This is a genomic window from Mycolicibacterium frederiksbergense, assembly GCF_012223425.1.
Classification (GTDB): domain Bacteria; phylum Actinomycetota; class Actinomycetes; order Mycobacteriales; family Mycobacteriaceae; genus Mycobacterium; species Mycobacterium frederiksbergense.
Genome location: NZ_CP038799.1, coordinates 3829001 through 3855302 on the forward strand (window position 1 = coordinate 3829001; position 26302 = coordinate 3855302).

At 65.8% G+C, this 26302-nt stretch carries 30 protein-coding genes, 1 tRNA gene and 1 pseudogene; 16 read left to right on the forward strand and 16 right to left on the reverse strand.

The genetic code is table 11. The annotated features are described in order from the left end of the window. Genes kdpB through EXE63_RS33050 form a run of 4 tightly spaced genes read right to left on the reverse strand, consistent with a single transcriptional unit; the run spans nt 1 to nt 3978 of the window. Nucleotides 1-2127: a potassium-transporting ATPase subunit KdpB gene (kdpB, locus tag EXE63_RS21630; RefSeq protein ID WP_168143635.1), complete on the reverse strand. Its 2127-nt coding sequence runs from the start codon at nt 2125-2127 to the stop codon at nt 1-3. Then, nucleotides 2127-3797, reverse strand: a complete 1671-nt coding sequence (gene kdpA / locus EXE63_RS21635; protein WP_168143636.1) for a potassium-transporting ATPase subunit KdpA — start codon at nt 3795-3797, stop codon at nt 2127-2129. Before kdpA ends, kdpB begins: the two co-directional genes overlap by 1 nt. Next, a complete protein-coding gene (locus EXE63_RS33045) occupies nt 3797-3886 on the reverse strand; it encodes a potassium-transporting ATPase subunit F (RefSeq protein WP_149447175.1) in 90 nt (29 codons plus the stop codon). The genes kdpA and EXE63_RS33045 overlap by 1 nt, the downstream gene beginning before the upstream one ends. Further along, a complete protein-coding gene (locus EXE63_RS33050; RefSeq protein ID WP_168143637.1) occupies nt 3883-3978 on the reverse strand; it encodes a potassium-transporting ATPase in 96 nt (31 codons plus the stop codon). The genes EXE63_RS33045 and EXE63_RS33050 overlap by 4 nt, the downstream gene beginning before the upstream one ends. Before the next feature lie 215 nt (nt 3979-4193). On the opposite strand from EXE63_RS33050, the gene EXE63_RS21650 reads away from it, so the two are divergent. Next, nucleotides 4194-4868 (forward strand): type III PLP-dependent enzyme domain-containing protein, encoded by a 675-nt coding sequence (locus EXE63_RS21650; protein ID WP_168143638.1) that lies wholly within the window; start codon nt 4194-4196, stop codon nt 4866-4868. A gap of 923 nt (nt 4869-5791) precedes the next feature. After that, nucleotides 5792-5864, forward strand: a tRNA-Leu gene (locus tag EXE63_RS21655). Between the two features lie 3 nt (nt 5865-5867). Here EXE63_RS21655 and EXE63_RS21660 read toward each other — a convergent pair. Beyond that, nucleotides 5868-6765, reverse strand: a protein-coding gene (locus tag EXE63_RS21660) for an IS5 family transposase (protein ID WP_372451606.1) whose coding sequence is annotated in 2 segments (ribosomal slippage) — nt 5868-6380 and nt 6382-6765 — 897 coding nt in all. Because the reading frame shifts where the segments join, the coding sequence is not laid out codon by codon here. Between the two features lie 430 nt (nt 6766-7195). Here EXE63_RS21660 and EXE63_RS21665 point away from each other — a divergent pair. Continuing rightward, nucleotides 7196-8296: an IS630 family transposase gene (locus EXE63_RS21665; RefSeq protein WP_168140352.1), complete on the forward strand. Its 1101-nt coding sequence runs from the start codon at nt 7196-7198 to the stop codon at nt 8294-8296. 71 nt (nt 8297-8367) lie between these two features. On the opposite strand, the gene EXE63_RS21670 is transcribed toward EXE63_RS21665, so the two are convergent. The 6 genes from EXE63_RS21670 to EXE63_RS21695 all read right to left on the reverse strand — a co-directional run bounded on the left by EXE63_RS21670 (nt 8368) and on the right by EXE63_RS21695 (nt 14794). Next, a complete protein-coding gene (locus tag EXE63_RS21670) occupies nt 8368-9255 on the reverse strand; it encodes an oxygenase MpaB family protein (RefSeq protein WP_209999846.1) in 888 nt (295 codons plus the stop codon). A gap of 112 nt (nt 9256-9367) precedes the next feature. After that, nucleotides 9368-9679 carry a type VII secretion target gene (locus tag EXE63_RS21675; RefSeq protein ID WP_168143639.1) on the reverse strand — a complete coding sequence of 104 codons (312 nt, stop codon included), beginning with the start codon at nt 9677-9679 and terminating at the stop codon, nt 9368-9370. Then, nucleotides 9676-10245, reverse strand: coding sequence for an LppA family lipoprotein (locus tag EXE63_RS21680; protein ID WP_168143640.1), 570 nt, complete (start codon nt 10243-10245; stop codon nt 9676-9678). Before EXE63_RS21680 ends, EXE63_RS21675 begins: the two co-directional genes overlap by 4 nt. Further along, nucleotides 10242-12068 carry an alpha/beta hydrolase gene (locus EXE63_RS21685; protein ID WP_168143641.1) on the reverse strand — a complete coding sequence of 609 codons (1827 nt, stop codon included), beginning with the start codon at nt 12066-12068 and terminating at the stop codon, nt 10242-10244. Before EXE63_RS21685 ends, EXE63_RS21680 begins: the two co-directional genes overlap by 4 nt. A 53-nt stretch (nt 12069-12121) precedes the next feature. Continuing rightward, on the reverse strand, nt 12122-14035 hold the full coding sequence (locus tag EXE63_RS21690) for an Ig-like domain-containing protein (RefSeq protein ID WP_168143642.1): 1914 nt from the start codon (nt 14033-14035) through the stop codon (nt 12122-12124). 162 nt (nt 14036-14197) lie between these two features. Continuing rightward, a complete protein-coding gene (locus EXE63_RS21695; protein ID WP_168143643.1) occupies nt 14198-14794 on the reverse strand; it encodes a TetR/AcrR family transcriptional regulator in 597 nt (198 codons plus the stop codon). Nucleotides 14795-14861: 67 nt separating this feature from the next. On the opposite strand from EXE63_RS21695, the gene EXE63_RS21700 reads away from it, so the two are divergent. Next, nucleotides 14862-15677, forward strand: a complete 816-nt coding sequence (locus EXE63_RS21700) for an SDR family oxidoreductase (protein WP_168143644.1) — start codon at nt 14862-14864, stop codon at nt 15675-15677. Between the two features lie 51 nt (nt 15678-15728). Here EXE63_RS21700 and EXE63_RS21705 read toward each other — a convergent pair whose 3' ends face one another. From EXE63_RS21705 to EXE63_RS21715, 3 genes are all read right to left on the reverse strand, one after another. Then, nucleotides 15729-16148: a ChaB family protein gene (locus tag EXE63_RS21705; protein ID WP_168143645.1), complete on the reverse strand. Its 420-nt coding sequence runs from the start codon at nt 16146-16148 to the stop codon at nt 15729-15731. An 85-nt stretch (nt 16149-16233) separates the two neighbouring features. After that, nucleotides 16234-17595, reverse strand: coding sequence for an NAD(P)/FAD-dependent oxidoreductase (locus tag EXE63_RS21710; protein WP_168143646.1), 1362 nt, complete (start codon nt 17593-17595; stop codon nt 16234-16236). 69 nt (nt 17596-17664) lie between these two features. Then, nucleotides 17665-18639, reverse strand: a complete 975-nt coding sequence (locus EXE63_RS21715) for a YihY/virulence factor BrkB family protein (protein ID WP_234904212.1) — start codon at nt 18637-18639, stop codon at nt 17665-17667. A 59-nt stretch (nt 18640-18698) separates the two neighbouring features. Here EXE63_RS21715 and EXE63_RS21720 point away from each other — a divergent pair, with 59 nt between their 5' ends. The 8 genes from EXE63_RS21720 to EXE63_RS21755 all read left to right on the forward strand — a co-directional run bounded on the left by EXE63_RS21720 (nt 18699) and on the right by EXE63_RS21755 (nt 22357). Beyond that, nucleotides 18699-18962 carry a hypothetical protein gene (locus tag EXE63_RS21720; protein ID WP_168143647.1) on the forward strand — a complete coding sequence of 88 codons (264 nt, stop codon included), beginning with the start codon at nt 18699-18701 and terminating at the stop codon, nt 18960-18962. Nucleotides 18963-19021: 59 nt separating this feature from the next. Continuing rightward, nucleotides 19022-19231, forward strand: a complete 210-nt coding sequence (locus tag EXE63_RS21725) for a hypothetical protein (protein WP_168143648.1) — start codon at nt 19022-19024, stop codon at nt 19229-19231. Nucleotides 19232-19389: 158 nt separating this feature from the next. After that, nucleotides 19390-19704 (forward strand): hypothetical protein, encoded by a 315-nt coding sequence (locus tag EXE63_RS21730; protein WP_168143649.1) that lies wholly within the window; start codon nt 19390-19392, stop codon nt 19702-19704. A gap of 49 nt (nt 19705-19753) precedes the next feature. After that, the gene (locus EXE63_RS21735) at nt 19754-20506 is read left to right on the forward strand and encodes a hypothetical protein (RefSeq protein WP_234904213.1); all 753 of its coding nucleotides are present in this window, start codon (nt 19754-19756) and stop codon (nt 20504-20506) included. Next, entirely contained in the window at nt 20503-20892 is a 390-nt protein-coding gene (locus EXE63_RS21740; protein ID WP_209999849.1) for a hypothetical protein, read from the forward strand. The genes EXE63_RS21735 and EXE63_RS21740 overlap by 4 nt, the downstream gene beginning before the upstream one ends. A gap of 64 nt (nt 20893-20956) precedes the next feature. Beyond that, complete coding sequence (locus EXE63_RS21745) at nt 20957-21463, forward strand: YkgB family protein (protein WP_168143650.1); 507 nt, start codon at nt 20957-20959, stop codon at nt 21461-21463. A gap of 19 nt (nt 21464-21482) precedes the next feature. Continuing rightward, a complete protein-coding gene (locus tag EXE63_RS21750) occupies nt 21483-22118 on the forward strand; it encodes an RNA polymerase sigma factor (protein ID WP_168143651.1) in 636 nt (211 codons plus the stop codon). 14 nt (nt 22119-22132) lie between these two features. Then, nucleotides 22133-22357, forward strand: a complete 225-nt coding sequence (locus tag EXE63_RS21755; RefSeq protein WP_168145701.1) for an anti-sigma factor family protein — start codon at nt 22133-22135, stop codon at nt 22355-22357. A 156-nt stretch (nt 22358-22513) separates the two neighbouring features. On the opposite strand, the gene EXE63_RS21760 is transcribed toward EXE63_RS21755, so the two are convergent. Beyond that, nucleotides 22514-23278, reverse strand: coding sequence for a helix-turn-helix transcriptional regulator (locus tag EXE63_RS21760; protein ID WP_168143652.1), 765 nt, complete (start codon nt 23276-23278; stop codon nt 22514-22516). A gap of 194 nt (nt 23279-23472) precedes the next feature. Here EXE63_RS21760 and EXE63_RS21765 point away from each other — a divergent pair, with 194 nt between their 5' ends. From EXE63_RS21765 to EXE63_RS21780, 4 genes and pseudogenes are all read left to right on the forward strand, one after another. Then, nucleotides 23473-24246, forward strand: a complete 774-nt coding sequence (locus EXE63_RS21765) for an SDR family oxidoreductase (protein ID WP_168143653.1) — start codon at nt 23473-23475, stop codon at nt 24244-24246. A 111-nt stretch (nt 24247-24357) separates the two neighbouring features. Beyond that, complete coding sequence (locus tag EXE63_RS21770) at nt 24358-24798, forward strand: low temperature requirement protein A (RefSeq protein WP_168143654.1); 441 nt, start codon at nt 24358-24360, stop codon at nt 24796-24798. A gap of 216 nt (nt 24799-25014) precedes the next feature. Continuing rightward, a pseudogene (locus EXE63_RS21775) lies at nt 25015-25290 on the forward strand (hypothetical protein); the annotation flags it as partial. Further along, nucleotides 25287-25709, forward strand: coding sequence for a nuclear transport factor 2 family protein (locus EXE63_RS21780; protein WP_366515292.1), 423 nt, complete (start codon nt 25287-25289; stop codon nt 25707-25709). The pseudogene EXE63_RS21775 and the gene EXE63_RS21780, both read left to right, overlap by 4 nt. Nucleotides 25710-25893: 184 nt before the next feature. Here the strand turns inward: EXE63_RS21780 and EXE63_RS21785 are convergent, their stop codons facing one another. Further along, nucleotides 25894-26253: a hypothetical protein gene (locus EXE63_RS21785; protein WP_168143655.1), complete on the reverse strand. Its 360-nt coding sequence runs from the start codon at nt 26251-26253 to the stop codon at nt 25894-25896. Between the last annotated feature and the right edge of the window lie 49 nt (nt 26254-26302).

The window sequence follows — 26302 nt, forward strand, 5'->3', positions numbered from 1 at the left end:
TCACATTCCCGGGAAGAGTTGGACGATCAGGTCGATCAGCTTGATGCCGATGAACGGTGCGATGATGCCGCCGAGGCCGTAGATGTAGAGGTTGCGGCTCAACAGTTTCGACGCACTGGCCGGCGTATAGCGCACACCCTTGAGCGACAACGGGATCAACGCGATGATGACCAGCGCGTTGAAGATCACCGCGGACAGGATCGCCGACTGTGGGCTGTGCAGCCGCATCACGTTCAGCAGGTCCAGGCCGGGGAACAGCGCGACGAACAGCGCCGGGATGATGGCGAAGTACTTCGCGATGTCGTTGGCGATCGAGAATGTGGTCAGTGCCCCGCGGGTGATCAGCAGTTGCTTGCCGATCTCGACGATCTCGATCAACTTGGTGGGGTCGGAGTCCAGATCCACCATGTTGCCGGCCTCTTTGGCCGCCGAGGTCCCGGTGTTCATGGCCACTCCGACATCGGCCTGCGCCAACGCGGGTGCGTCGTTGGTGCCGTCGCCGGTCATCGCGACGAGCTTTCCGCCGGCCTGCTCCTTCTTGATCAGGGCCATCTTGTCTTCGGGGGTGGCTTCGGCCAGGAAGTCGTCCACACCGGCCTCGTCCGCGATCGCCTTGGCGGTCATCGGGTTGTCGCCGGTGATCATGACGGTGCGAATACCCATGCGGCGCATCTCGTCGAAGCGTTCCCGCATGCCCTGCTTCACCACATCCTTGAGGTGGATGACGCCCAACACCGACGCGGTGCCATCCCGGACCTCACCGACGGCCAGCGGTGTACCGCCGGCGGAGGAGACGGCCTCGACGATCTCGCCGAGCTCATCGGGCACGGTGCCGCCCTCGGCGCGAATCCACTCGGCCACCGAGCTGGATGCACCCTTGCGCAGCTTGTGTCCGGTGACATCAACACCGGACATCCGTGTGGTAGCGCTGAATTCGACCCAGATCGCGTGGTCGAGCTCGCCCGGTGTGCGGGCGCGTAGCCCGTACTCCTGCTTGGCGAACACCACGATGGAACGGCCCTCGGGGGTTTCGTCGGCCAGGCTGGACAGTTGGGCCGCGTCGGCCAGCGCCTCAGGGGTGACGCCGGACAGCGGCACGAATGCCGATGCCTGCCGGTTGCCCAACGTGATGGTGCCGGTCTTGTCCAGCAGCAGCGTGTTCACGTCGCCGGCGGCCTCGACTGCCCGCCCCGACATGGCCAGCACATTGCGTTGCACCAACCGGTCCATCCCGGCGATGCCGATCGCGGAGAGCAGCGCACCGATGGTGGTCGGGATCAGGCAGACCAACAGGGCGACCATCACGATGCCGGTGATGCCGTCGCCGTTGAGGGACAACGAGTCCGGGACGCCGGGGTTGTTGGCCTTGGAGAAGATGGCCAGCGGCTGCAGCGTGGCGACGGCGAAGACGAAGATGATGCTCAGCGAGGCCAGCAGGATGTTCAGCGCGATCTCGTTGGGGGTCTTCTGCCGGTTCGCGCCCTCGACGAGGCCGATCATCCGGTCGATGAAGCTCTCACCGGGTTTCTGGGTGATCTTCACGACGATGCGGTCGCTGAGCACGGTGGTGCCCCCTGTCACCGCGGACCGGTCGCCGCCGGATTCGCGGACGACGGGCGCGGATTCGCCGGTGATCGCCGACTCATCCACCGAGGCAATGCCCTCGATGACGTCACCGTCGCCGGGAATCGTCTGCCCGGCCTCGACCACCACGACGTCACCCTGCTGGAGCAGGGGCGCGGCCACCTGTTCCTCGGCACCGGAGGCGGTGAGTCGCCGCGCCAGGGTGTCGGTCTTCGCCTTGCGCAGACTGTCGGCCTGCGCCTTGCCACGGCCTTCGGCCACTGCTTCGGCCAGGTTGGCGAAAACAACTGTCAGCCAGAGCCATCCGACGATCAGCCAGGCGAACCATGATGGGTCGGTGATGGCCAGGACGGTGCTCCATACCGCACCGATCTCGACGATGAACATGACCGGGTTGCGCCACAGGGTGCGCGGGTCGAGCTTGCGCAGCGCGTCCGGCAGCGATTTCCACAGCATGCGGGGGTCGAGCAGACCACCCTGCACGGACTTCTTCGTTGCCTTCGGGGCCGGTGTGGCGGCCGGATTGATGGTGGCGGTGGACATCAGTGAATTCCTTCAGCGAGGGGCCCGAGCGCGAGCATGGGCAGGAAGGTCAGAGCGACCAGGATCATCGTGACGCCGACGACCAGCCCGACGAACTGCGGGCGGTGGGTGGGCAGCGTGCCGACCGAATCGGGCGTTCTGGCTTGGGCGGCAAACGATCCGGCCAAGGCCAGCACCAGGATGATGGGCAGGAACCGGCCGAACACCATCGCCAGACCGAGCGCGGTGTTGTACCACTCGGTGTTGACCGACAGGCCCGCGAACGCGGAGCCATTGTTGTTCGAGGCCGACGTGAAGGCGTACAACACCTCCGAGAGCCCGTGCGGCCCGGTGTTCAGCATGCCGTCGCGCTGCCCGGGTGTGGCCATGGCCAGCGCGGTGCCGGTCAGCACCAGCAACGGCGTGATGAGGAAATAGGCTGCGGCGAACTTGATCTCACGTGGGGTGATCTTCTTGCCGAGGTATTCCGGTGTCCGCCCGACCATCAGGCCGGCGATGAAGACGGTGATGATGGCCAGGATCAACATGCCGTAGAGACCGGAGCCGACGCCGCCGGGCGCGATCTCACCGAGTTGCATGTTGAACATCGTGACCATGCCGCCGAGGCTGGTGTACGAGTCGTGGAACGAGTTGACCGCGCCGGTGGAGGTGAGCGTCGTGGATGCGGCGAAGACCGCCGAGTTGGCGACACCGAAGCGCTGTTCCACACCTTCCATCGCGGAGCCGACCGCGGTGGGCACCGTGCCGTGCGCCTGCAGCTGGAAGAACATCAGCAGGCTGACGCTCAGCGTCGCGATGATGCTCATGACCGCGACGATGGAGTACCCCTGCTTCTTGCTGCCGACCATCCGGCCGAAGGTGCGCGGAAGCGCGAACGGGATCAACAGGAGCAACAGGTTTTCGATCCAGTTCGTCCAGGTGGTCGGGTTCTCGAACGGATGCGATGAGTTTGCGTTGTAGAAGCCCCCACCGTTGGTGCCGAGTTCCTTGATGACCTCCTGGCTGGCGACCGGGCCACCGGGGATGGTCTGCTGACCGCCGGCGAGGGTGTTGATCACCCGATCGTGCACGGTGAAGTTCTGGATGACGCCACCGGCGATCAGCACGATGGCACCGATGATCGAGAGCGGCAACAGGATTCGTAGACTTCCGCGCACCAGGTCGACCCAGAAGTTGCCGAGGTTGCTGGTGCTGCGCCGGACCAGACCGCGCACGAAGGTGATGGCGACCGCCATGCCCACCGACGCGGAGACGAAGTTTTGCACGGCCAGACCCGCCATCTGCACCAGATGCCCCTGGGTGGATTCCCCGGAGTAGGCCTGCCAGTTGGTGTTCGTGACGAAGCTGACGGCGGTGTTCCAGGCCAGCGCCGGTGTCATCTCGGTGCCGGGGTCGTTCAGGTGCAGCGGCAGCGAGCCCTGCAGGAGTTGCAGGACGAACAGGAACGTGATGCCGACGGCCGAGAAGGCGAGCACGCTGCGGGCGTAGGCGCCCCAGGTCTGCTCGCCCTTGGGGTCGGCGCCGATCAGGCGGTAGATGCCGCGCTCCACCCGAGAGTGCGTGTCGCTGTTGTAGACCCGATACATGTAGTCGCCGAGCGGTACATGCGTGATCGCCAGCGCGACGATGAGTGCGACGAGGAACAGGATCCCCGCGGTGGTCGTGGACACTAGAACCTCTCGGGGAAGAGCAGGGCGGCGACCAGGAACAGGGCGATGGCGATCGCCAGCACGAGGCCGATGGCGTTGGCGTAGTTCACAGCCGTTCGACCAATCGCTGCACCAGGCCGAGCAAGGCGAAGACCGCCACCGTCAGCGTGAGGTAGATGACGGTGGATAGGGCAGTTGTCACGATGGAATCAGCTCTCCTGCGCTTGTTGACGCAGCCTCCGGAAGTGGGGGCCGCGGATGCCAACGTATGCCCGCGGATGGGGGTGTGACCTGGGCGTTGACGGTTCTTTTACACCTGGCGCGGGCTTCTTTACGGTCTCCATGCGCCGCCCTTGGCTGTGTGGGGTTTGCGTAACCGCACAGGGACTGTGCAGCCGGCGCACGTAGACCGGTGTGATGACAGATATCGACATGCCCGCGACGCCCCGGCGGCATCGCCTGCCGGTGTCGATGCGGGCCATCAGGCGCTTGTTACCGCTGGCCGGGTGCGGGTTGCCCGCGATGGTGCTGACCGATCCGTCGGTCGCGGCCTGGGTGCGGGCGCATGGTGTGACGGTCTACGCCGGTGGCGATGATGAACTCGACCTGGCAGGTCAGTGCGGGGTGCGGCCGGCGCAGCTGGTGCTGCGCTGCGGTGCGACCGACGAACCCATCGTCGGGGCGCTGGATCTCGGCGTGACCCGGTTCGTGGTGTCGTGTGAGCAGCATGTCGACGTGCTCATGGCGTGCGCTCACCACGACACATACGTGCATGTCGACGGCGAATGCCCTGCGGTGCAGGGGAGGGGCTGCCTGGACGTGATCGGTTTGCATTGCGATGTCGAGGCTTCCGGACCACTGGGCTGGGGTGCGGCGGCCGAGGTGCTGCTGGGTCGGATTGCGCAGCTGCGCTGTGGCGGGTCGGCGCTGACCCGGATCAGCCTGACCGGCGGGCCGATGGGCATCTGGATCGACGGGGACAAGGCGGAGCTGAAGGCGATAGCGGCCGCGGTCGACGATGCCATCGACGAGGGTTGTGCGCGGTGGCGGTTACCGCGCCCGTCGGTGACGTTCGCCCCGTCGGTGGAGTGAGCTGGTGTGCTGTCGTTGAATGGCGCAACGGACCGCGAAAAGTGCCAGTGCGGGTGTGCCGAGCAGGGTGAGCACGGCCAGTAGGTCGTTCATCGAACTCCTCCGTGCCACGGGAGGTGCGTTGCGCCGCAGGTGTTGTCACCGTCGAGCAGCTGTCTGATGGTGTTGGTCATGGATCCACGATGCGCCGCGATCGGGCGGGTGGCGTTGTCCGCTACGAAATATTGACGGTTGTTGCCGACTTCCTGACGATGTTCCGCTCTGGGTCATTGGTGGCGGCTTCTTGTCGGACCCCTCTGTGACAATGGGGTCATGTACACGGCCGCAGCTGCTTTCGACGGAAACGCACGAGCTGTGAACCGGCTGAATGTGTCGTTGGGGATTTGTCGGAGCTGTGCGGGCAGCACAATGCGATCGATGCTGGGGCGGTGGGGATTATGAATTCCGAACGGACTCGGGCTTTCGGTGTCATAGGCGTGCGCAACACTGGCAACAGCGCGAGATTTCGAGCCACTGCGGACCGCCAGATATAAGGGCCCAGACTAGATTCGGAGAACTCATGCCCTACATCAAGCCGGAAGATGAACGCGAGTATCAGCGCCTCCATTACGAACGACATAAGGAGTTGTATAAGGCAAGGGCCGTCGCATCTCGCGCGAAACAGCGCATTGAACAGCGCGCGTTGATCAGGCAATATTTGGAGAGTCATCCCTGCGTGGATTGCGGCATTGCAGACATACGAGTCTTGGAATTCGATCACATTGAGCGAGGACCCGAAGTCCGAAGAATTTCCAGATTGATAGGAACCCGCAATAAGTTGCTCGCTGAGCTCGAGAAGTGTGAGGTGAGGTGCGCCAACTGCCATATGATTAGGACAGGCGAGCAGCTTGGTTGGAGGACGAGGACGTAGACTCCACGGTCGAGCCCCAGTAGCCCAACGGCAGAGGCGAAGGACTTAAAATCCTTGAGTTGCGAGTTCGACTCTCGCCTGGGGCACAACTAGGCCGTGTCTGATAAATGCGGTAGCCAAAGTGTGATGGCCCTTAGGACTGCTCCGCCGCGGTAAACGATGGCGAGTTTGTCGTAGCGGGTGGCCAGACCGCGCCATTGCTTGACGACGTTGAAGTTGCGTTCGATGACGTTGCGGCCCTTGTAGTCTTCGGCATCGAAGGCTGGTGGTCGCCCGCCTTGGGTGCCACGACGTTTGCGGTGGCCGATCTGATCGGACGGTTCGGGAATGACTGCGACGATCCCTCGTCGTCGCAGCCGCTGTCGAGTCGCTCGGCTGGAATAGGCCTTGTCGCCACGCAGGCGATCAGGCCGCGTGCGTGGCCGCCCCCGACCGCAGCGCTCGACTTTCAGGTGGGCGAGCAAATGCTCCAGAACCGGTCCGTCGTTGGCTTGGCCAGCGCCCACGAGCACGACCAACGGTCGTCCGTGGCCGTCGACGAGGTGATGGATCTTGCTGGTCAGTCCGCCGCGGGAGCGGCCAATGCCGTGGTCAGGCGGCTCGCTGGCCAGATTTGTGTAATTCGACCCAGCCCCCTGTGTCACGGGTGATGTTCGTGGCATGTTGATGAGCACGGGCGATCGTGGAATCCACCGACACCGACCAATCGATGATCCCGGCTTCGTCGGCGGCAGCCAGCAACCGCGCCAACACCGCATCCCAGGTGCCCTCTGCGCTCATCCTTCGATGCCAGGTCCAGATCGTCTGCCACGGCCCAAACGCCTCGGGAACGTCGCGCCAGGCGATGCCGCACCGGTACCGGTAGATGATCCCCTCGAGCATCTGGCGGGCATCCCGAAAAGGCCTGCCCTTCTTACCTGTCCGAACAGGAAGAAGCTCTTCAATCAACGACCATTGAGCATCGGTGAGCAGCTGGAACCGTGACATGGCCTAAGTCTCAGCCGAAACACCCGAAACATTTGTCAGACACGCCCTAGTAGCCGCGAGGCGGCTCCGTGGTCGGGCTATGGCGAGACCCGTCACGGGTAGTCCGAAGGTCGGCCACGGATGGCATAGGGTCCGTGCATGCAAAACGCGAATGATTCTGTGAGTCGCGGTTTTGCACGTGTCAGCACTGCGCTATCGACGACGCAGCCCTGTCGGGACGGTCGGTGCCCGGTATTCAGTCGTGGCTAAGCACATTGCTCGCACTCTGCCCACAGTTACAGACAAATCCTGTCAACTCTGGTGAAGTGTTTTCGTAGGAAATCCCGGTGATCAATAGTCAATCTGGACCGCCAAGCGTCGGTTCGAGTCTCACTGGGGGCACCTAGTGGTCTGTCTGTGAATTAATCTGGTAGTTTGTAGTATGCCTGTTATGACAGCTGTCGCGTTGCCGGTCAGTGATGCGCAGCGTGCGGAGTTGGAGCGGATGGCGGCCTCGACGTCGTTGCCGCATCGGCAAGTGGTGCAGGCGCAGGCGCTGCTGTGGGCTGCTGACGGGGTGGCTAACGAGCAGATCGCGCGGCGCAGCGGTGTGGACTCGGACACGGTGCGGCGCTGGCGTTCCAGGTTCGCCCAGGAGGGGATCGAGGGGGTGGGCCGGATCGCCAAAGGGCGTGGACGTAAGTCGAGTCTGCCGGCGGGCACGGTCGAAGAAGTATTGAGGCTGACCCATCAGGGGCGACCTGCCGACGGCTCGACGCATTGGAGTACCCGCACGTTGGCTGCCCGGGTCGGGATCGGCAAGGACTCGGTGGCCAAGATCTGGGCCGATCACAAGCTCAAGCCGTGGAAGGTCGAAACCTTCAAGGTCAGCAACGATCCGCGGTTTGAGGAGAAGCTGGTCGATGTCGTTGGGCTGTACATGAATCCACCCGCGCGGGCGGTGGTGTTCAGCTTCGATGAGAAAACCCAGTGCCAGGCGTTGGACCGTACTCAACCATCGTTACCGATGAAGGCCGGCCGCGCCGGAACCATGACCCATGACTACAAGCGCAACGGCACCATCGACTTGTTCGCCGCGATGAACGTCGCTACCGGCGAGGTCCTGACCGACCTGCGCAAAGGCCACACCGGTGCGGACGTGTTGCGGTTCTTCAAGCAGATCGACGCCAGCGTCGCGCGTGGACTCTCTGTACACGTCGTTCTGGATAACCTGTCAGCGCATTCCACGCCTGAGATCGCGAAGTGGTTGGCGCACAAGGATCGTCGCCGCTGGCACATGCATCCCACCCCGACCTCGAGCTCGTGGCTGAACCTGATCGAGCGATGGTTCAAAGAACTCACCGACAAACGTTTGCGCCGCGGAACCTTCACCAGCGTCGCCGAACTCTCCGAAGCCATCATCGCCTGGGCCACCCATTGGAACGCCGATCCCAAACCCTTCATCTGGAAAGCCCCCGCCGAGGACATCATCACCAAAGTCCGACGCGGCAGAGCCTCTCTCCACCAGGTCAATACGCAGACGGACCACTAGGCCTTGTGCGCGACGGACGCATCAATGTATCGATGCTCAGACCGTACTCGGCAGCTCGGGCCAACCGACCGTCAGGCCGAGGTCGCATGCTCCTGGTCGTCGTGCGCGGCAGCCAGCACCCACCGAATGCCGCCAACCAACACCCGCCCGGACATCCTCACCACCGTCGCTTCGAGCGGTGGAAAGTACGGCAGCCGCAGCGGCTTTCGCGCCCATTCCGGCAGCATCGCCACGGAGGTGGCGGCCAGCGCACCATAGGGAGCGCGGGCCGGCAACGGCAAGGGCGGCGTCAACAACAAGAAGCGGGCGGCGTCGCGCGCCGCGGCCGTACTGCGCAGCTCCGGCCTGTACGCCTCGATGCGCTCCCGGAGCTCGCGCTCCGTGCGCGGCGGGTTCTGCACGCCGAGCGCTTCGGCGACGCGCGCGGTGTCGGCGACGTACCCGTCGCGACCGGACTGGTCCAGCGGTCGGGCCCCGTAGAGCTGATGTGCCATCAGGAAGCTGTCGATCTCGGCGATGTGCACCCATTCGAGTAGGTGCGGATTCGACGCGTCGTACGGTGTGCCGTCGGGCGCCACCCCGTTGACGCGGCGGTGGATGCCCCGGACCTTGTCGACGGCGCGCTGCGCGTCGGCCGCTGGACCGAACGTTGTCACCGCGAGGAATGTGCTGGTGCGCTGGAGGCGCCCCCACGGGTCGCCCCGGTAGTCGGAGTGCTCGGCGACGCCGGCCATCGCCAGCGGATGTAGCGACTGCAACAGCAGTGCGCGTAACCCACCCACGAACATCGATGCGTCGCCGTGTACGCGGCGGATCGGCCGGTCCTCGGCGAACCAACGCGGTCCCGGCGTCCCGTGGATACGGGCCCGGTTGTTCGGTCCCTCGGGTCCGGCGACCAACCCGAACAGCGCCCGACCCAGGCCGTTCCTGATCGCACCGAGTTCCCGTGCCAACACCATGACTACGACGTTACGTGCCGGCGGGACGGATCTGCCGACCGCGACGCCACGTCGTCTTGTCCGACCGGAGCACGACTACCTCAACCGGGTGGGGTGGTCGACTGGGCGGCTGTCAGCGGTAGCGCACCGCACTGTCGAGCGCCCCACCGGCCTCCTGGTCCTGTTGGTCATAGACGTCGGCCGCCGCGCGCAGCGCATCTCCCAGTGCAGTCAGGTCAGTGCGCAGCCGTTCGGCCTGTGCTTCGAGCACGTCGATGAACGTCCCGAAGCCCGGCGTACCCTTCTCCTTCCAGCCCGCGCCCTGGGTGGACACGCTGTCGGCCACCGCCGCCCGACTGGAGGAGGCCTCGCCGGCGACCACGGACATCTGGTCGGCCGAGAGCCGGACCTCGGCGGTCACCACGCTCACGTCACCCTGGGTCATGGCGCGCTCTCCCCGGCAGGCAGGCGGCAGGCAATGGTCCCGGTGATCAGCGACGCCTCAAGCGACCCGAACCTCAGCTCGCGCCCGTCATCGCTGGTGATCGACACATCGTGGGCCCCCGACGAGTTCTGCATGGCGGAGCCGTTGGTGAGCCCGGCGGCAGCGGCCAGCCGTTCCACCGCAGGCAGCACCAGGTTCCATTCATCGTCGGTGAACGAATGCGACGAGGTGAGCTTCGCGAAGTACAGGGTCACCCCCCGAACTCCGTTCCGCTCGCACCCATCGCGAGTCTCGGTGTGCCGCCAGGTCCACGGTGCGCTGGCAGGCACCAGCCGTGCGACCTCGGCGTGCACCTGCTCGATGAGCGCGAGCATGTCGGCGCGGGTGGCGTCGATGTCCGGCAGTGTCGAGATGTCCATCTTCGGGATGTCCTCGTTGATGATCGGGGAGTCGTACTGGGCTTCGGATCCGGTGCCGGCACCGCCGCTGTCGCAACCGGCCAGGACGAGCGTTCCGGTGGCGAGCACGCCCACCAGGAAACGGCCGGCGAAACGTGCTGTGTTCATCGCACCAACCTCTCATCGCCGTTCTTCAACGGTACGTCGGCCAGATCTCCGGCAATGATGGCCAGGTTGTACCCGGTGGTCCTGAGTGCGCCGTTGTCCGACCGTGGATAGTCGGAGTGCGTCTCGGCGCCGGTCCGCGAGATGTTGTCGGTGGGGCTCACGGCCGCGTTCGAGGACAGCTGTTCGAGAGGCAGCGTTGTCGGGTTTGGCCCGAACTGGCCGAGGTCCCCTGCCGAAGGCAGCTCGAAAGGTCCCAGTCTCGGGTCCCCGGAGATCCAGTCACCGGGCGCTGTCATCACGTAAGCGTGGCCGTCGGCGAGGTTCAAATCCACCTCGTCGCCGATCGGCCGCATCACTTCGATGGGCACACCGTGCGTTCCGAAACGGGTCATTGCCTCGTCGGTGTGGCCCAGTCCCGGCGAACCGTAGAACGCCGCGTCGTCAACGACACCCGTCGCGCCGAGTTCATGCAGCGCCTGGGCGGTGGTCAAGGACCCGTAGGAGTGGCCGAATGCCGACAGGTGGACATCGGAACCGTGTTCATTGGTGGCGTTGATGCCCCGATAGAAGTCGGCGAGATCCGGCGCGGCCTCATTGGCGCGGCTCTCGAAACCTGCCTCCACGACGGAGATGTCCTTACCCGGAGGCTCGTAGCCGAGCCACGCGATCGTCGACACCTGCTGATCGCCACGATCGGCCAGGATGAGTTGGTTGAGGGTCTCGTCACGCAGGGCACTTGCCTCACTGACCATGCCGGGCAGACTGGTCGCCCTCGTATCGACCCCCGGCGCGGTCACGCTGACGTGTTCGGCGGTGTCGGGGTTGCCGACCGCGATCGCCGCGCGGGTCTCGCGGCCGTCCGGATACTCCAGCAGCATCAGGTACTTGTTCGGGTCGTAGTCCTTGTCGGCGTTGCCTTCCAGCGACATCGCCCCCTTGAGCGCCCGCGCCTCGTCCAGCCGGGAATGCCGATCCGCCACCATCCGGTCGTACTCGCCGCGCTTGGCCGCGGATCCGGGACCACCCGCTCCGGCGCCGGCGTATTCGGCGAAGGTGGGGATGTCGTCGACGGCGCGTTGCGCGTCGGCGAGTTCGCGGTCGAGCTGAGCTTTGTTGACCTCACTGCGGACCGGGGTGGGGACACCGTCGCGGTCACCGATCCAGTCTGGATGCTCGGCCTTGACCATGTCCTGCTCCTGCGCCGACAAGGCGTCCCACCACGCCGTGACGTCCTGCGGTGTGACACCCTCGCCCTCCGGCGGATACGGGGCCGACAGCCCCGATTGCTCGCGGCCCATCTCCTGGGCCGCGGGCACGTCGGTCGCGCCGCGCGCGGTGATGTCACCGTTCTCGACGTGCCCGAAGACCTCGGCGCAGTCGGCATCGATGTCCTCGGCCTGATGAATCAGGGCTTTGGCCCGGGATTCGAGGTTGTCGGCGATCGGCCGCAGCTCATCGCGCATATCCGGGGGCGCGTTGATGGTGACGTCGCCGTTGTCGGACAGGGTCAGATAGCCGCCCTGGGCGGACACATCGGCGCGCACCGATTCCAGCTCGGTCTGCAGCTTCGCGACGGCCCCAGCGGTCTCCGAGGCCAGCTGCTGCACCGCGCCGATGACCGCGGCGTCGTCGAGCACCTTGCCGGTGGTCTCGTGGATCTTGCCGCGCGCGGCATCCGCGGCGGGGGAGTCCCAACCCGGCAATCGCGAGATCAACTCCAGGTCCGACGCGACCCCCTCGATCGTGGTGAGCTCACCACCGAGTTCGTGAGCGATCGACTGCAACGCACCGACATTCCACGTGTCGATATCGCTGAGCAGCATCGGGCCGACCTGTCCTCCTTCCGATCACCACGCTATCGTCCGGAGGGGTGTGCTCAGCACACTGATTTCGCACGCTGCCGGCGCAGGAACACGAACCCGACGAGCGCGAGAGCCGACGTCATGTCCATGGGTGCGAGGGTGTATCCGAGGTCCTGCATGATGGCGCGTTCCACATCGCTCAAGGTGCGCACCCCGGGTCCGGCCGGCACCTGTGGGTTCATCAACTGTCGGTCCGAACCGGTGAACACCGTGCCATCCAGATGCGATATCGAACTGCCCGCGACCCACGACGACGGTGCGTACAGCGGAACCAGCGTGCCGTAGGCATCCACGGCACCGGCGCCGCCGAAGTACACCCCACCGCCGGCGCCCGTCAGTGCGGCCACCAGGGTCGGGTCGAAACGGAAGTCGGCACCGATCAGATCGGCGCCGCCGGAGTTCTGCAGGAAGCCGTCGTAGAGCGTCCATGCGCGTTGCGTCGCTGTCGTGGACGGCTGCACGTAGGACATGAACCCGAACGAATGCAGGAGCTCGTGCATCGCGACGGTGGTGAAGTCATATTGCAGGCCGGATACGAAGTCACCAAAAGCCCAGGGGTAGGAGAAGTTCCAATTGATCTCGCCGTCGGGCGCCACTCCGTTGGCATCGACGCCGGTGAGCAGCTTGTGCTGCACCACGGTGGGGAAGAAACCGGCTCCGGACCCGATGAGTGGGCTGTCCACCGACGCCAACGTGTTCGTGCCCGACGAGTTCTCTCCGGTGATGTCGTAGGTGACGACCACCGGTGTCGACACGATGAACTGGCCCATCAGGTTGGTGGCGGCCCGCTGCAAGGCACTGCGCGCTTCGGGACTCCAGTACTGCGACCCGGTGGTGTAGTTGAAGACAAAAGTGACCGCGCTCTGGTTGACCAGCAATGCGGCCCGGGTGCTGGCGCTGCGGAACGGGTCGAGCAGGTTGATGTGCGTGCCGAGGTCGGTCGCGGAGACCGTGAAGTTGTCGACGCCGGTGAACCCGGAATTCGGTGTGTAGGTGAATGTTCCGTCGTCCTCGATGACAACGGTTCCCGAGACGGGTCCGGTGACGATCGCAAAGCGGATCCGGTCACCCTCGAGGTCCACCGCACCCAGCGTTCCGACGATCGGAAGGTCGCCCTCCGCGGTGATCTGGGTGGGGCTGAGCCACGGCGCCTGGTTGAACAGCGTGCGGCGGGTGCCGCTGAGCGAACCGTAGAGCCAGCTCTTGAACGGATCGGCCACCGGCAGTATCGAGATCAGGGTTCGGCCGGTGCCCATCAGCGCCGATATCTGGCTGGCCACCAACTGTCGCCCGAAGCTGGGGCGGTCGAGTGAGACGACCGCCGACTGTGCCGGGGTCAGTATTTCGACATCGCTGGCGGGCGTTTCGGCTTCGGCCGATGCGGCGGTGACCACGGGGGCGGCCGGCGCTTCCGGCGGTTCGACGGCCGGATCGCTTGCCGCAGTGGCGAATTTCTGCGCGACGCCGTCCGCCTCGGACCGGTCAGCCGATCTGGCCGAGGACCGCGCCGATGCCGGCGCAGCCGATGTGGCAGATGCGCGCGACACGATTTCCGACGTGGGGTCGGCGTCCTCGGCTGCTGAGACCGAGTCCTCGTCATCGTCGGGGTCTGCGGCTTCCGCCGTCTCGGTATCGCGGTCCTGCTCTTCGTCCTTCTCCGCGTCGCGACCACTGTCCACCGGGTTCGGCCGGGTGGTGGCTGCCCGGCCGTCGTCCGCGGCATCGCCGTCCGGGCCCGGGGGGCGGGCCCCGGTGGTGGCACCGCTGCGATCTGTACTGGATTCGTTGGCGCCGCCGGCGCTATCGGAACTGGACGAGACACCATCGTCGGCGCCGGCCACCGCCATCTCGGGACCGGCCAGCGACAGCCCCCACAGTGTCGCGGTCAGCCCTGCCGAGGCGGCACCCACCGCCAGCCAGTGCCGCACCGGAAGGCTCTCCGATCGGCGACGAGCCCGTCGTTGGTGCCGCCCTGCACGGATCCGCTGTGTCGCCGCCACGATATGTCCCCCTCGTCAATATAGGCGGACCATATCGCTTCTCGGGCGTTCACTCACGAGTTTTGCGACGGCAATGGGCAGGCGCTCGGCCTACCGTGCGGCGATTCCGGTTACCAGCGCGTCGATCAGGCCGTCGACGTGATCCAGCGTTCCGCCGACCGGTGCGGTGTATGACAACAGCCGGTACAGATAAGCGCCGATGATGGCGTCGGCCACCGCCTCGATGTTGACGCCGTCTCGTACCTGCCGGCTTGCCACACCCTGGCGCAATCGTCGGACAACGGCATCGTGCTGGGGTTCGGTGAGCTGGCGGTACAGCGCTTCGCCATCGCCCGGGTTGTCGGCGGCCGCCGCCGCCAACGCCCGTAGCAGCGCGGCATTCTCCGGCGCGACGACGAACTTCGCTATCAGCCGCACGAGGCTGCTCAGGTCGGTGGCGATGTCTCCGGTATCGGGAATCTCCAGCGCGCGAGTGTCGCCGTACGCGTCCATGACGGATTCGGCAACGAGCGGAGCCTTCGAGCGCCAACGCCGGTACACCGTCTGTTTGCCCACGCCGGCACGCTCGGCCACCCGATCCATGGTGACGTCCGCATAGCCGCTCTCGACCAGCAGTGCGCGGGTGGCGTCGAGTATCGACTGATGCGCCTCCTGGCTGCGTGGGCGGCCTCGGCGTGATTCGGACATGGGAAGAGCTTAGGTCCGCGTGGTATGAATAACGAGACAAATCGTCTCGTTAAAGATGGAGAAGGCCGTGTCGGTAGAAGTTTTGGTCGTCATCGGCGTCGGTGGGATGGGGCGTGCCATCGCCCGCCGGATCGGACCGGGCAAAACCGTCATCCTCGCGGATCACCACGCCGAGACCCTGCAGGCGGCTACCGAGGTGCTCGCCTCCGAAGGGCATCAGGTTGTCGCACGTCAGGTGGACTTGGCATCTGCCGAGTCCGTCGCCGGACTCGCGCGGCACGCCGCGGAGTGGGGCGCCGTCACCCACATTGCGCACACGGCCGGGCTCTCGCCATCGCAAGCGCCGGCGGAAGCGATTCTCGCTGTCGATCTGCTCGGGGTGGCCCTGGTGCTCGAAGAGTTCGCGAAGGTCGTCGCACCCGGTGGGGCCGGAGTGATCGTTGCCAGCATGGCGGGGCACATGCTCCCGCCCCTGGCTGTCGAACAGGAACATGCGATGGCGCACGCGCCTGCTCGGGACCTGCTGCGACTACCCTTCGTGAGTCCGGATGAGCTGTCCGACCCTGGATTGGCCTATGGAATTGCCAAGCAGGCCAACCACATTCGCGTCCGCGCAGCGAGCAGGTCCTGGGGCGCGCGCGGCGCTCGTATCAACGCCATCAGCCCGGGGGTCATCTCCACTCCGATGGGCCAGGCCGAACTGGCCTCACCGCTCGGCGACGGCATGCGGGCCATGGTCGATGCCTCACCGGCAGGTCGGTTGGGAACGCCCGATGACATCGCAGCGGCTGCCGCGTTTCTGCTCGGTCCCGAGGCCGCTTTCATCACCGGCACCGATCTACTCGTCGACGGCGGTGTAACTGGGGCCATGCGTCATGGCTGAGCGCCGAGGCCGCGTCCGTGCGAATCGTCAAGGAACGACGAGCGATGGGCCTCACCGACTGCGCGCGCTCTCCCGGCGATTCGCCTTCTTGATGGCCGACACCAGTTCGTCCTTGTTCATTTTCGAACGGCGCGGAATGTCGAGCCTGCGGGCCACGTCGGCGAGGTGCTTTTTGGTCGCGTTCGCGTTCACGCCCTCGGCGGTCTTCCCCTTGGCGTTCGGGCCCCCACTGCGGGCTCGCTCATCCGAGGCACCCTTCTTGTCCTTCTTCTCCCAGCGGTCGCCGATCTTCTCGTACTTGCGCTTCAGCGCCGAATAGGCGACCCGGTGCGCCCGTTTGCCGTCGCCGTACTCCTCGGCCGCGGCATCGTGGGCCTTGGCGAACGTGCGCTGCGCCTTCTTTCCCGATCTCTGCAGCGTGCTGGGCAACTCGTTCTTCTTGGGCTTGCCGCTCTTTTTCGTCATCGGCATGACATCGGTCCTTTCGGAGAATCAACCATGCTTGGCGCGTTCCCCGGGACCGCCGATGCTAAACGAGCACGGCGACGCGAAGGCGTCAGTGCCGGACGGTGCCGCGGATATGGCGGAACGGTTCCTCCGGATCCCAGTTCGTATAGGTGTAGCGCTGTTCGGGCCGGTCGGCACCACCGAGCAGGAATGCGCGGTGGTAGCGGCCGCGACGCGCAATCGAGGCCAGCCAGGTGGACACGGTGCTGACCCGGTTCTTCACGCCGGTGAGGAAGGCGATGTGGATCAGACCCCACGCCAGCCATCCCAGGGAGCCGGCCACCCGCAGCGGCCCGACCTGAAGCAGCGCGTTGCGGTGGCTGATGTAAGCCGCCGAGCCCAGGTCGCGGTAGCGGTACGGACGGCGTGGCCGCCCCGAGAGGTCGCGGCGCACGCACGCGGCCGCATACAGGCCGCCCTGCATGGCGTTCTCCGCGACGCCGGGCAGCTTGTCCCGGCCCGCGAGGTCGCCGATGACGAAGATCTCGGGGTGCCCGGTGACGGTCAGGTCCGGTCCGACCTGGACGCGGCCGGCGCGGTCGGTCGTCGCGCCCAGCGTCGATGCCACGTGGCGGGCGAAGGGCACCGCCTCGACGCCGGCGGTCCACAGCGCGGTGCGGGTGGCGAAATCTCTCGCAGGGCCACCGTCTTTCGGGGTGACGGTCACCTCGTCGCGGCGCACATCGGTGACGTGCACACCGAAGTGCATCTCGACGCCCAGTTCGCGAAGGGTGTCAGTGGCCTTCTGTGCCAGTTTCGGCGCGAAACTCTTCAGTACGCGTTGGCCGCCGTCGAAGAGCAGCACGCGGGCTTCCTGAGGCTGGATGCTGTGGAACTCGTTGGCCAGGGTCCGGGTGGCCATCTCGCGGATCTGGCCGGCCAGTTCCACCCCGGTCGGCCCGCCGCCGGCAACTGCGAACGTCAGCCAGCTGGTGCGCTCGGGTCCAGGCGGCAGCGATTCGGCGATCTCGAATGCGGTGAGCACCCGTTGTCTGATCTCGAGCGCGTCGTCAAGGGTCTTCATCCCGGGCGCCCACTGGGCGAAGTGCTCGTTGCCGAAGTAGGACTGCCGCATTCCGGCGGCCAGAACCAACACGTCGTACTCGATGGTGAATGCCGTCTCATCGGGGCGCAGCGCGGTGACGGTGTGGGCGTCAGGGTCCAGTTCCACCGCCTCACCCAACAGTGTCCGGATGTTGGGGCGGCGTGCGAACTCCTCCCGCAACGGTCGGCTGATGTGCCCGATGCTGAGTTTCCCGGTGGCGCACTGATAGAGCAGTGGCTGGAACAGATGGCTGGCGGAGCGATCGAGGATGGTGACATCGACGTCGGTCCGGGCCAGCCGTCGGGCGCAGAACAGCCCGCCGAACCCGCCGCCGATGATCAGTACCTTGGGTCGTTGTCGGGTCATCATCGGATGGTTATGCCCCGTGACGGCGCGTCTCATACGTGCGGTCGCCACGATGCCGGAGCCGACGCATCAGCTGCCAGGGATGTTCTGGTGCGGCCACATTCTCTCGATCTCGGCGTTGAACTCCGCGCCCAGCAGCACCGCAAAGGCCGTGATGTAGAGCCATAGGACAACCGCGATCGGCACCGCGAGTTGGCCGAAGACGGCGTCGTTCTGCACGGTCAGAGCCAGATATCCGCGAAGGGCGGCGGACGCCATCAGCCACAGCGCCATCGCCAGCACAGCGCCGGGAAGGTCGCGGCGCCAGGGTGTCCGCCAGGGGACGCCGACGTGATAAATGGTTGCCAGACCGGCCAGGGCCAGCAGCGCCACCGCGGGCCAGAACAGTGCATTGAGCATCCGCAGTGTGGTGTCGGCGGCGGTGTCCGGCATCAGCCATCTCACCAGGTCGGGCCCCAGAACCAGCGGCGGCAGCACGGCGACCGCGCCGAGCAGCGCACCGACGGTCAGGCACAAAGCCAGCAGTCGCCGTCGCCAGGCGGGGCGCGGCGCCAACCCGTAAGCGATCGTCATCGTCTCCAGGTATCGGTTCACCGCGCGGGAGCCGGTCCACACGCTCACGACGACACCGAGGGAAACCACGCCGCCGTGTGTGCCGGCGAGCACGGCGTCCACTGACTGTTCGTATGAGTCGTACGTGCGATCAGACAAGAAAGAGCCGGGGATGCCGAGCACCAGTGTGCGTAACTCTGCGGTTCCCTCGGGACCGAGCGCGGCGGCGACGAATCCCAGCGATCCGATGATCGCCAACAGAAGTGCCGGCAACGAGATCAAGGTGAACAACGCCGCCTCGGCCGCCAACCCGGGAACCCGATCCGCAAGGGAGTTACGTCCGGTGCGGACGATCAGCGTGCAGGCCTGCCGTGCCGGGCGGGGCAGCCGGGCGAAGCGCGCCATGCCGCGCTGTCGCAGCGCGCCACGGGCGGCGAGAACGCGTTCCTGCAGGCGCGACCACCGATCCTGCCAAGCGCTCGGCGGTGCCATCGCGCCGAGTCTAAGGGGATCCTCAGCGTGGTTGGCGCCCGCAGGCCCGGGGTGCCACGATGACCACGATGGCCGACAACAGCACCGACGAATCCGCGAACATCGCACAGGCGAGGCTGCTGCTCGGGGCGCTCTGGGAACAGGTCGAGGACACCTCGCGCAAGATCGAGGACGAAGAGGCCCGGGTCGCGCGCAGGCCCACGGGCGCACCTGCCCGTCCGCACCGCGTGAACACCGTGCAATTGCGTAAGGAGTTGTATCAGTTGCACGGCATGATCGACGGGATCAACCGCAGATTCCCGCAGATCGCCACGGGCGTGTGACCATTGGCGTCGGGAGTCCCGGCGGGGTACGAGGGGGATCGGCTGTGCGGACATTTCCGATGGCTCTGATGGGGTCGTTCATCCTGTTGTCCACGGCCGGCTGCGCCGATGAGAACTTCACCCGTGACGTGGAAGCCCGATGGTGTGAACTGGTCGGCGTCGACTGCGCGCCACCGCCTCCGCTTCAGCCGCCCCTGCTGAACCCGCCCGCCGGCGGCGATAGCCCGGCCGGGCCGGGTTATCTGCTCCCCGGTGCTGAAGGTCGATAGCGATCAATAGGTCTGTTGCCGAACGTATTTCGTTCTGTCATCGGATGCACAGCGGGCGCCTAACCTCGCCACAGTGGCGACCCAACCGGCGGCCATAGCGTCATTGTCGTGTGGCGGTGAGGTGCCGCGTGAACACACAGGAATGAATGGAGTCGACCATGTCGCTCGCTCGTCGGACTGCTGTGCCTGTCCTTGCCGGCGGTATCGCCCTTGCCGGCCTGCTCGGGGTCGGCCTCGGGACCGCCACCGCTGACCCCGGCCGCCCCTGCGGGCAGCCGAACGCCCAGGCGTGCGCTCCCGGCCCGCAGAACAACAACGGCCCGCAGAACAACAACTGGCAGGGCCGAAACATCGACCAGGCCCGCAACGACCACCAGCCGTTCATGCACAACGGCCAGCGGGTGGAGCCGATGCGCGCGGGCAACGGGGACGGCTGGGGATTCTGGTTCCTCGGCCAGTGGATTCGTCTCTGAGGCGGCGCGTCACGGACCGATCAGGCGCTCGGCGGGGGATGATGCGGGTGTGGTTGCTGATGCAAATGTGATCAATGTGAACTCTCCGGTCGAGCCTGCGGACCCGCAATCGGACGCCCCGACCGCTGCTGAGGCCGCGGGCCCTGCTCCCGAGCGGCCCGCAGCCCAGCAGCGTGCGTGGTCGATGCCCAAGGCCCCGGTGAACCGCCGGCAGGTCGACGAGTTCGGGCGCGCCGCCGCCAAGGCCTCGGTCGGGGCCGCATCGGCCGTCACCAAGGCTGTCGCAGATCTCGCGCGCTACGTCGCCCGCGGCACCGCTCAAATCTGGCGTGCCATCGGATCGGTGCCCGCCACCCTGCGGTTGTTGGGCGTCCTGGCCGTCCTCATGCTGCTGGGCATCGTCGGGTCGATCGCCGCGGCAGGCACGCTCGCGATGATCTGCAGCGTCGTGGTGGTTCCGGTCTGTGCGATCACTCTCGGCGCCGTCGGGCACCGCTGGTTCAGCCGAAGCCCCGCCGCGCCTGCGGCACTCGAGTCCGACCTGTCGCGCTCGGTTGTCTACGTGGATCGGAAGCTGACGCTCGCGCTCAACTCGCTGGGCTCCGAACGGCACCAGCAGGCGGTCATCGCACTCTTTCAGGCGAAGACGGCCGTCGAACTCGCGTTGGGCACCGAACAGGACGAGGCCGACCGCGACGATGCGCCCGTCCCGGTCGACGCCTACCGCCTGCGGCCCCGTATCCAGGCCGGGCCCGGTGCGAAAACGGCCATGTCAGAGAGCAATTCCCTGGCGGCCTCGTGAGTGCGCAGCCGATCACCGGGCAGGTCGCACTGATCGAGGACGACTACACGCTCGTCATCAACCGAGGGGCAGAATCCGGCCTTGCCGTAGGCATGATCTTCGCCGTCCACTCCGGTGCTGGTCAGGTGATCACCGATCCCGAATCGGGCAGGGAGCTCGGCAGACTCGGCAGGGAGAAACTCCGGGTACGGGTGTTCGACGTGCAGCCGTTGTTCGCCCGCGCGCACACCTTCGTCGACACCGCAGACTTCCAGGGTCTGCTCGAGCTCCCGTTCTTCGCATCACCGCACGAGGATGTCGTCACCGTCGATGTCGGGGACCGGGTGGAGCTCGTCGGTGGGCAGCGCAACGCAGACCAGATCACCGGGACGGATAGCGCTCTGTAACGCTTCGCCACCGAGACCACACTCCCTGTGCGTAACCGTTCAACGGATCGCAAGGGAGTCAGACATGACCGTCACGCAGGACGCACGATTCATCCGCGCCGAGTCGGCCCTCGCCGATATCGGCGGCAACGCCGCACGGTACGGACTGGTGGTCGTGCTGGGCTGGATCGGTGCGCTGAAATTCACCTCGTATGAGGCCTACGGCATCGAACCGTTGGTCGCCAACAGCCCGTTGATGAGCTGGGTGTACGACATCTTCTCGGTGACCGCTTTCTCATCGATGCTCGGTGTTCTGGAACTGGCGACCGCCGCGTTGCTCGCGGTCAAGCCCTGGCTGCCGCGGCTTTCGGCGCTCGGCAGCGTGGTGGCAATCGGCCTGTTCGCCGCGACCTTGAGCTTCCTGTTCACCACACCGGGTGTCGGGGAGGCCTCCGCGGGAGGATTCCCGGTGCTGTCGTCGACAGGTCAGTTCCTGATCAAAGATGTTGCTCTGATCGGCATCTCGTTGTGGACCCTGGCCGATGCGCTGGCCGCGGCACGTCGGCGAACCGGGCACGCAGGCCTGCGTTGAGTCCTACGATGGTGCCGAGATGACAGTGTCGGCACCAGGCGAGGCCGCCCTCGTCGACGCGTTACGTCGCGGCGACGAGGCGGCTTTCGCCGCGCTGGTGGAGCGGCACACGCCGTCGATGCTGCGGGTCGCCGCCGGGTATGTGCCCAATCATGAGATCGCCGAAGAGGTCGTGCAGGAGACCTGGATCGCGCTGCTCAAGGGCCTCGACCGATTCGAGGGCCGATCATCCTTGCGCACATGGCTGTTCACCGTCATGGTGAACATCGCGAAGACGCGTGGCGGGCGGGAGCGCCGGGATGCCGAGGTGCAGGTGCTGGCGTTCACCGGGGGCACGGTCGATCCTGCTCGGTTCCGTGCGGCGGGCCAGGAGTGGGCCGGGCACTGGAAGGAGCACCGGGCGCCGGTGCCCTTTCCGGACACCCCGGAGGACACGGTCCTACGCGAGGAGCTGATTGCGGTGACCCGCCGCGAATTGGACAAACTTCCTGTGCGGCAACGAGAAGTGGTGACCATGCGCGATGTGCTGGGGATGGAGTCCGCGGAGGTGAGTGCGCTGTTGGAGATCAGCGCCGCCAACCAGCGCGTGTTGTTGCATCGTGGTCGCGCCGCGGTTCGGCAGGCGCTCGAAGACTATCTGAAGGAGTCGGCGTGAGCGATACGGAACCGATGAACTGCAATGAGTTGGTCGAGCTGGTGACCGCCTACCTCGACGGTGCGCTGGACCTGGACACCAGGGCGCGTTTCGATGTCCACGTGGCCGGGTGCGACGGCTGCGAGCACTATCTGCAGCAGCTGCGGACGACCGTGGACACGCTCGGCCAGGTACGCGGCGACGAACTCGACCCGGCGTTTCGGGATCGGCTGTTGACCGCATTCCGTGACTGGCGATGACGCGCAGGTGAAATTAACGGGCGGCGGCATCACCGAGGGCGTTTGGTGCAACGGCCAGCGACGTCGCGGCTGTCAGAACAACTCGTGGCCAACACCGGAGGCCCGATTGTCGCCGTCGGCGTGGCGGCGGGTTTAAGGTCCCGCGCAGAGCGGCGGTCAGCCATGCGTTCGATACGCGGTCGGGGTGACACCGATGCGCTGTTTGAAGGTGGTGGCGAAGTGGCTCGGGGAGGAGAAGCCGAGGGTCGCGCTGATATCGGTGACGCTGTCCTGCGTCGCAGACAGCAGCATCTTGGCCCGCTCGATGCGTTGCTCGATCAGGTACTGGTGCGGGGTGGTCCCGAATGCCGCCGAGAAGGCGGGCAGGAAATTGGTGGCGGTCATGCCCACAGTGGCGGCCAGCGCGTCGAGATCGATGCGGTTGTCCAGTTCCGAGTGCAGGTAGTCGATGACGATCTGCTGGTCACGTCGATCGAGACCACGACCGCGCTGCGGGCGGTGAGCAGGTCTTGGCTGGGCGGGGTAGTGATCAGCGATGTGAAGTTGGAGCGTCTGCGCCAATGACTGGCGAAACAACGTAGCTGCGGCTCCGTCTTGGTGGATTTGACCGGCGAGTCGCTCGACGAGTCGGTGCAGCAGTGTGTCTTGATAGCCCACTCGGGGCGTCAAGCCACGGTCGCCGAATACCGATACAGGCACGGTGATTTCACAGAATCCGACCATTGCGCCCTGAGCGAGGGCGGCGTAGCGGTGCTCGGCGGGGATGACCCATACATCGCCGACGCGGGGAAGTGCACGCCCTGATGGGCCGTTCTGAAACTCGATTTCCAGGGAGTTGAGATCACCGCGTCGGTGGATCACGAACACGTGATGGGGCTCTTGGAAGCACCAATCGGTGGGAGTGCTCACCGCTTCGGCCACGAAGCGAAGGTCCAGGCCCTGCAGCTGAAGGCCTCGCGCGGCGACGACATCGCGCGCGCTGCGTTCGCGTTGTCCGTCCCATACCTGCATCCGGCCCCCTGCCGCGCGCTTTTTCGAAAGTCGCTGATTCTTCGAAGGTATCCAGCAATTGCGCCACGATATCGTGCCGACCGCAAATCAAAAGAGGAGCGTCAATGTCCGATAACACCATCACCAGCAAAAACATCCTCGTAGCCGGCGGGGCGAAGAATCTCGGTGGAATGATCTCTCGAGACGTTGCAGCACACGGCGCGCGAGCTGTGGCGGTGCATTACAACAGTGAATCCACTCGCGCGGCCGCCGAGGAAACTGCCGCCGCGATCGAAGAGGCCGGCGCCAGCGCACATCTGTTGCAAGCCGATCTGACCAGTGCCGCAGCGGTGAAGACGTTGTTTGCGGACGCTATCGGTGCGATGGGTTCGATCGACATCGCCATCAACACGACCGGGATGGTGATCAAGAAGCCCATCGCCGAGATCACCGAAGCGGATTACGACAAGATCTTCGCGATCAACGCCAAGACCGCACTGTTCTTCATCCAGCAGGCCGGCGCGCATCTGTCCGAGCGCGGGAAGCTGGTCACGCTGGTGACCTCGTTGCTGTCGGCCTACACCGGCCTGTATTCGATCTACGCGGGATCCAAGGCGCCAGTGGAGCACTTCACCCGCGCGGCGGCCAAGGAGTTCGGGGCGAGGGGAATCTCGGTCACCGCGGTGGCACCCGGGCCGATGGAGACACCGTTCTTCTACGGCCAAGAGTCCAAGGAGTCCGCGGAGTACAACCAGAACGCCGCCGACCTGTCGAAGTTCACCGATACCGGGTTGACCGACCCGAAAGATATCGTGCCGCTGGTTCGTTTCCTGGTCAGCGATGGATGGTGGATCACCGGCCAGACCATTCTTGCCAACGGCGGCTACACCACCCGCTAGCGATGACCCCAGCACGTGTATTGCGACCGATGAAGCGGTGTGCCGGCCGGGTCGTGTGTCATCAGCATCACGAGGGGGATGGTGATGATGGCGCGGCGCGGTAGTGACTCTTTGCGTGATCGAGGTGAGCGCGCCGAGGTCAGCGTGGTCGAGTTGTTCTTCGACCACGTCGTGCTGGTCGGCGGCATCATCGTGTGCGCCGTGGCCAACGCACTCGTCTTGGCCGACCCGGCCGCCGAAATGACGGTGCAGACCGTCGCAGTCCTGGTCGGCGGGCCCGCGATCTACCTGCTGGGCAGTCTGACCTACCACCACGTTGTCTACCAGCGGATCGCGTACAGCCATGTCGGCGGCCTGGTGGCCCTCGCGGCACTCGCCGTCCTCGCGCCGCTTACCGACCGCTTGATGATCGCCGGCCTGACCCTGGCCGTTCTTGCCACCGTTGCCGTGGCGCAGACGCTGATGCGACGCCATCACCGCAGTCCCACCGATTCGGGCACCCGAAAGCAGTCACCAGGGGCCGGTACGACCCTCTACCGCCCTCACACCTGAGCATCAGGTCCGACGTGCACCCACCGAGGCCGCCGAACAGGAGAAATCGTGAAAAGCCGCATTGCCGTTGTGTTTATCGTCGGCATCTGCGCCCTGGCCACCGCCTGCAGCCAGACGCCGGAGCAGACACCCTCCACCACAGTCATCTCAACGAGCAGAGCCCCGGTTACAGCACCAGCGCCGCCGGCGAGCCCCACCCCGGGCATATCGGTAGCCCCGGCGGCGCCGGGCGTGAACGGAGCCGACGGGTCTACCGGCAACGACCTTTCGCCGCAATACTGCGCACAGAATGAAGACCCCGGCTGCCCGGTGGGAACCTATGTTGGTCCTGACGCCATCCCCAACCCCAACGGGGACGGGTCCTATGTGCCGTGCGAAGGAACGATCTGCACCAACCCCGATTACGGCGCAGGCCCCGACCCCGAACAGGTTGACCCAGGCGGCCCGGTCGACGATATCCCCGAACCCGGTCAGGACATGGAGTCTCCGTGACCGCGCACGACGTCGACGCGCGATTCGGCGATGCCGTAAAAGATCCTGTGAGCGAGTACGACACACCGACAACCCCACGAGGAACGACCATGGCCTCCCCGCTGTGCCCGGAAGTACGCGCCCTTATCGACGCCGTCAACCTCGGCGACACCGACGCCTTCCTCGCCGCCTTCACCCCACACCTGAGTGTCGTCGACGACTGGGGGCGAAAGTTCCACGGAGCCCAGGACATCCGGAGTTGGAGTGATGCCGAGTTCATCGGAAAAGAGGTGAGGCTGAAGGTGATTCACTTCTACTCCACCGCGGACGCCGAAGTCACCGTCATCGCGGAGGTCGGCGGCAACGGTTTCAACGGCCCCAGCACCTTCGCATTCCGGGTGTCCGACGACAAGGTCGCCGAAATGCAGATCACTGCCTGACATTCGATCTGACGGCGGCCACGGCCGCACCCCGGCTTACCCGGCCGGGACAGGCTCACCGCTGCGGGCCGATTCAGTCGAGGGTCTGCGGGAGTTCTTCTCACACTCCTCGATAGGTCCGCAGTCCCGACTGCGCCGTCGCGGTCGCTCGCTACGAAGACATGCTGCGCCCTGTCGCCGGGGTTCAGCCCGTCACGGTGAGGGGCAGGCTCACGAAACCACCGCGGCCGGTGACCGCCAGCAGGTAGCGACCGTTCACGGGCACGGGCAGTTTCAGCGGGTAGAACACGAAACCGACCTCACCGCCCAGGCTGGACTCGGGGGCCTCGAACTGCACGTCGAGCGCCCCGCCGACCGGATCGGTGAAGCGGACGTCGATCGTCGCGGACCGATCGGAGGGCTCGGGCTGGATCAGCACCACCAGGACCGGCTCGACGAGGCGTTGCGGTCCCGCCTGACATGACGTGATGACGCCGCCCTGCACGTTGAGTTTGTTGTCGACGACCGAGGCGGATTCGGCGAGCAGGGCGCCGGTGACGATCATCGCTCAACGGTAACCGTGATCGCAGGTCCGTGTCTGCTCGTCCCGGGGC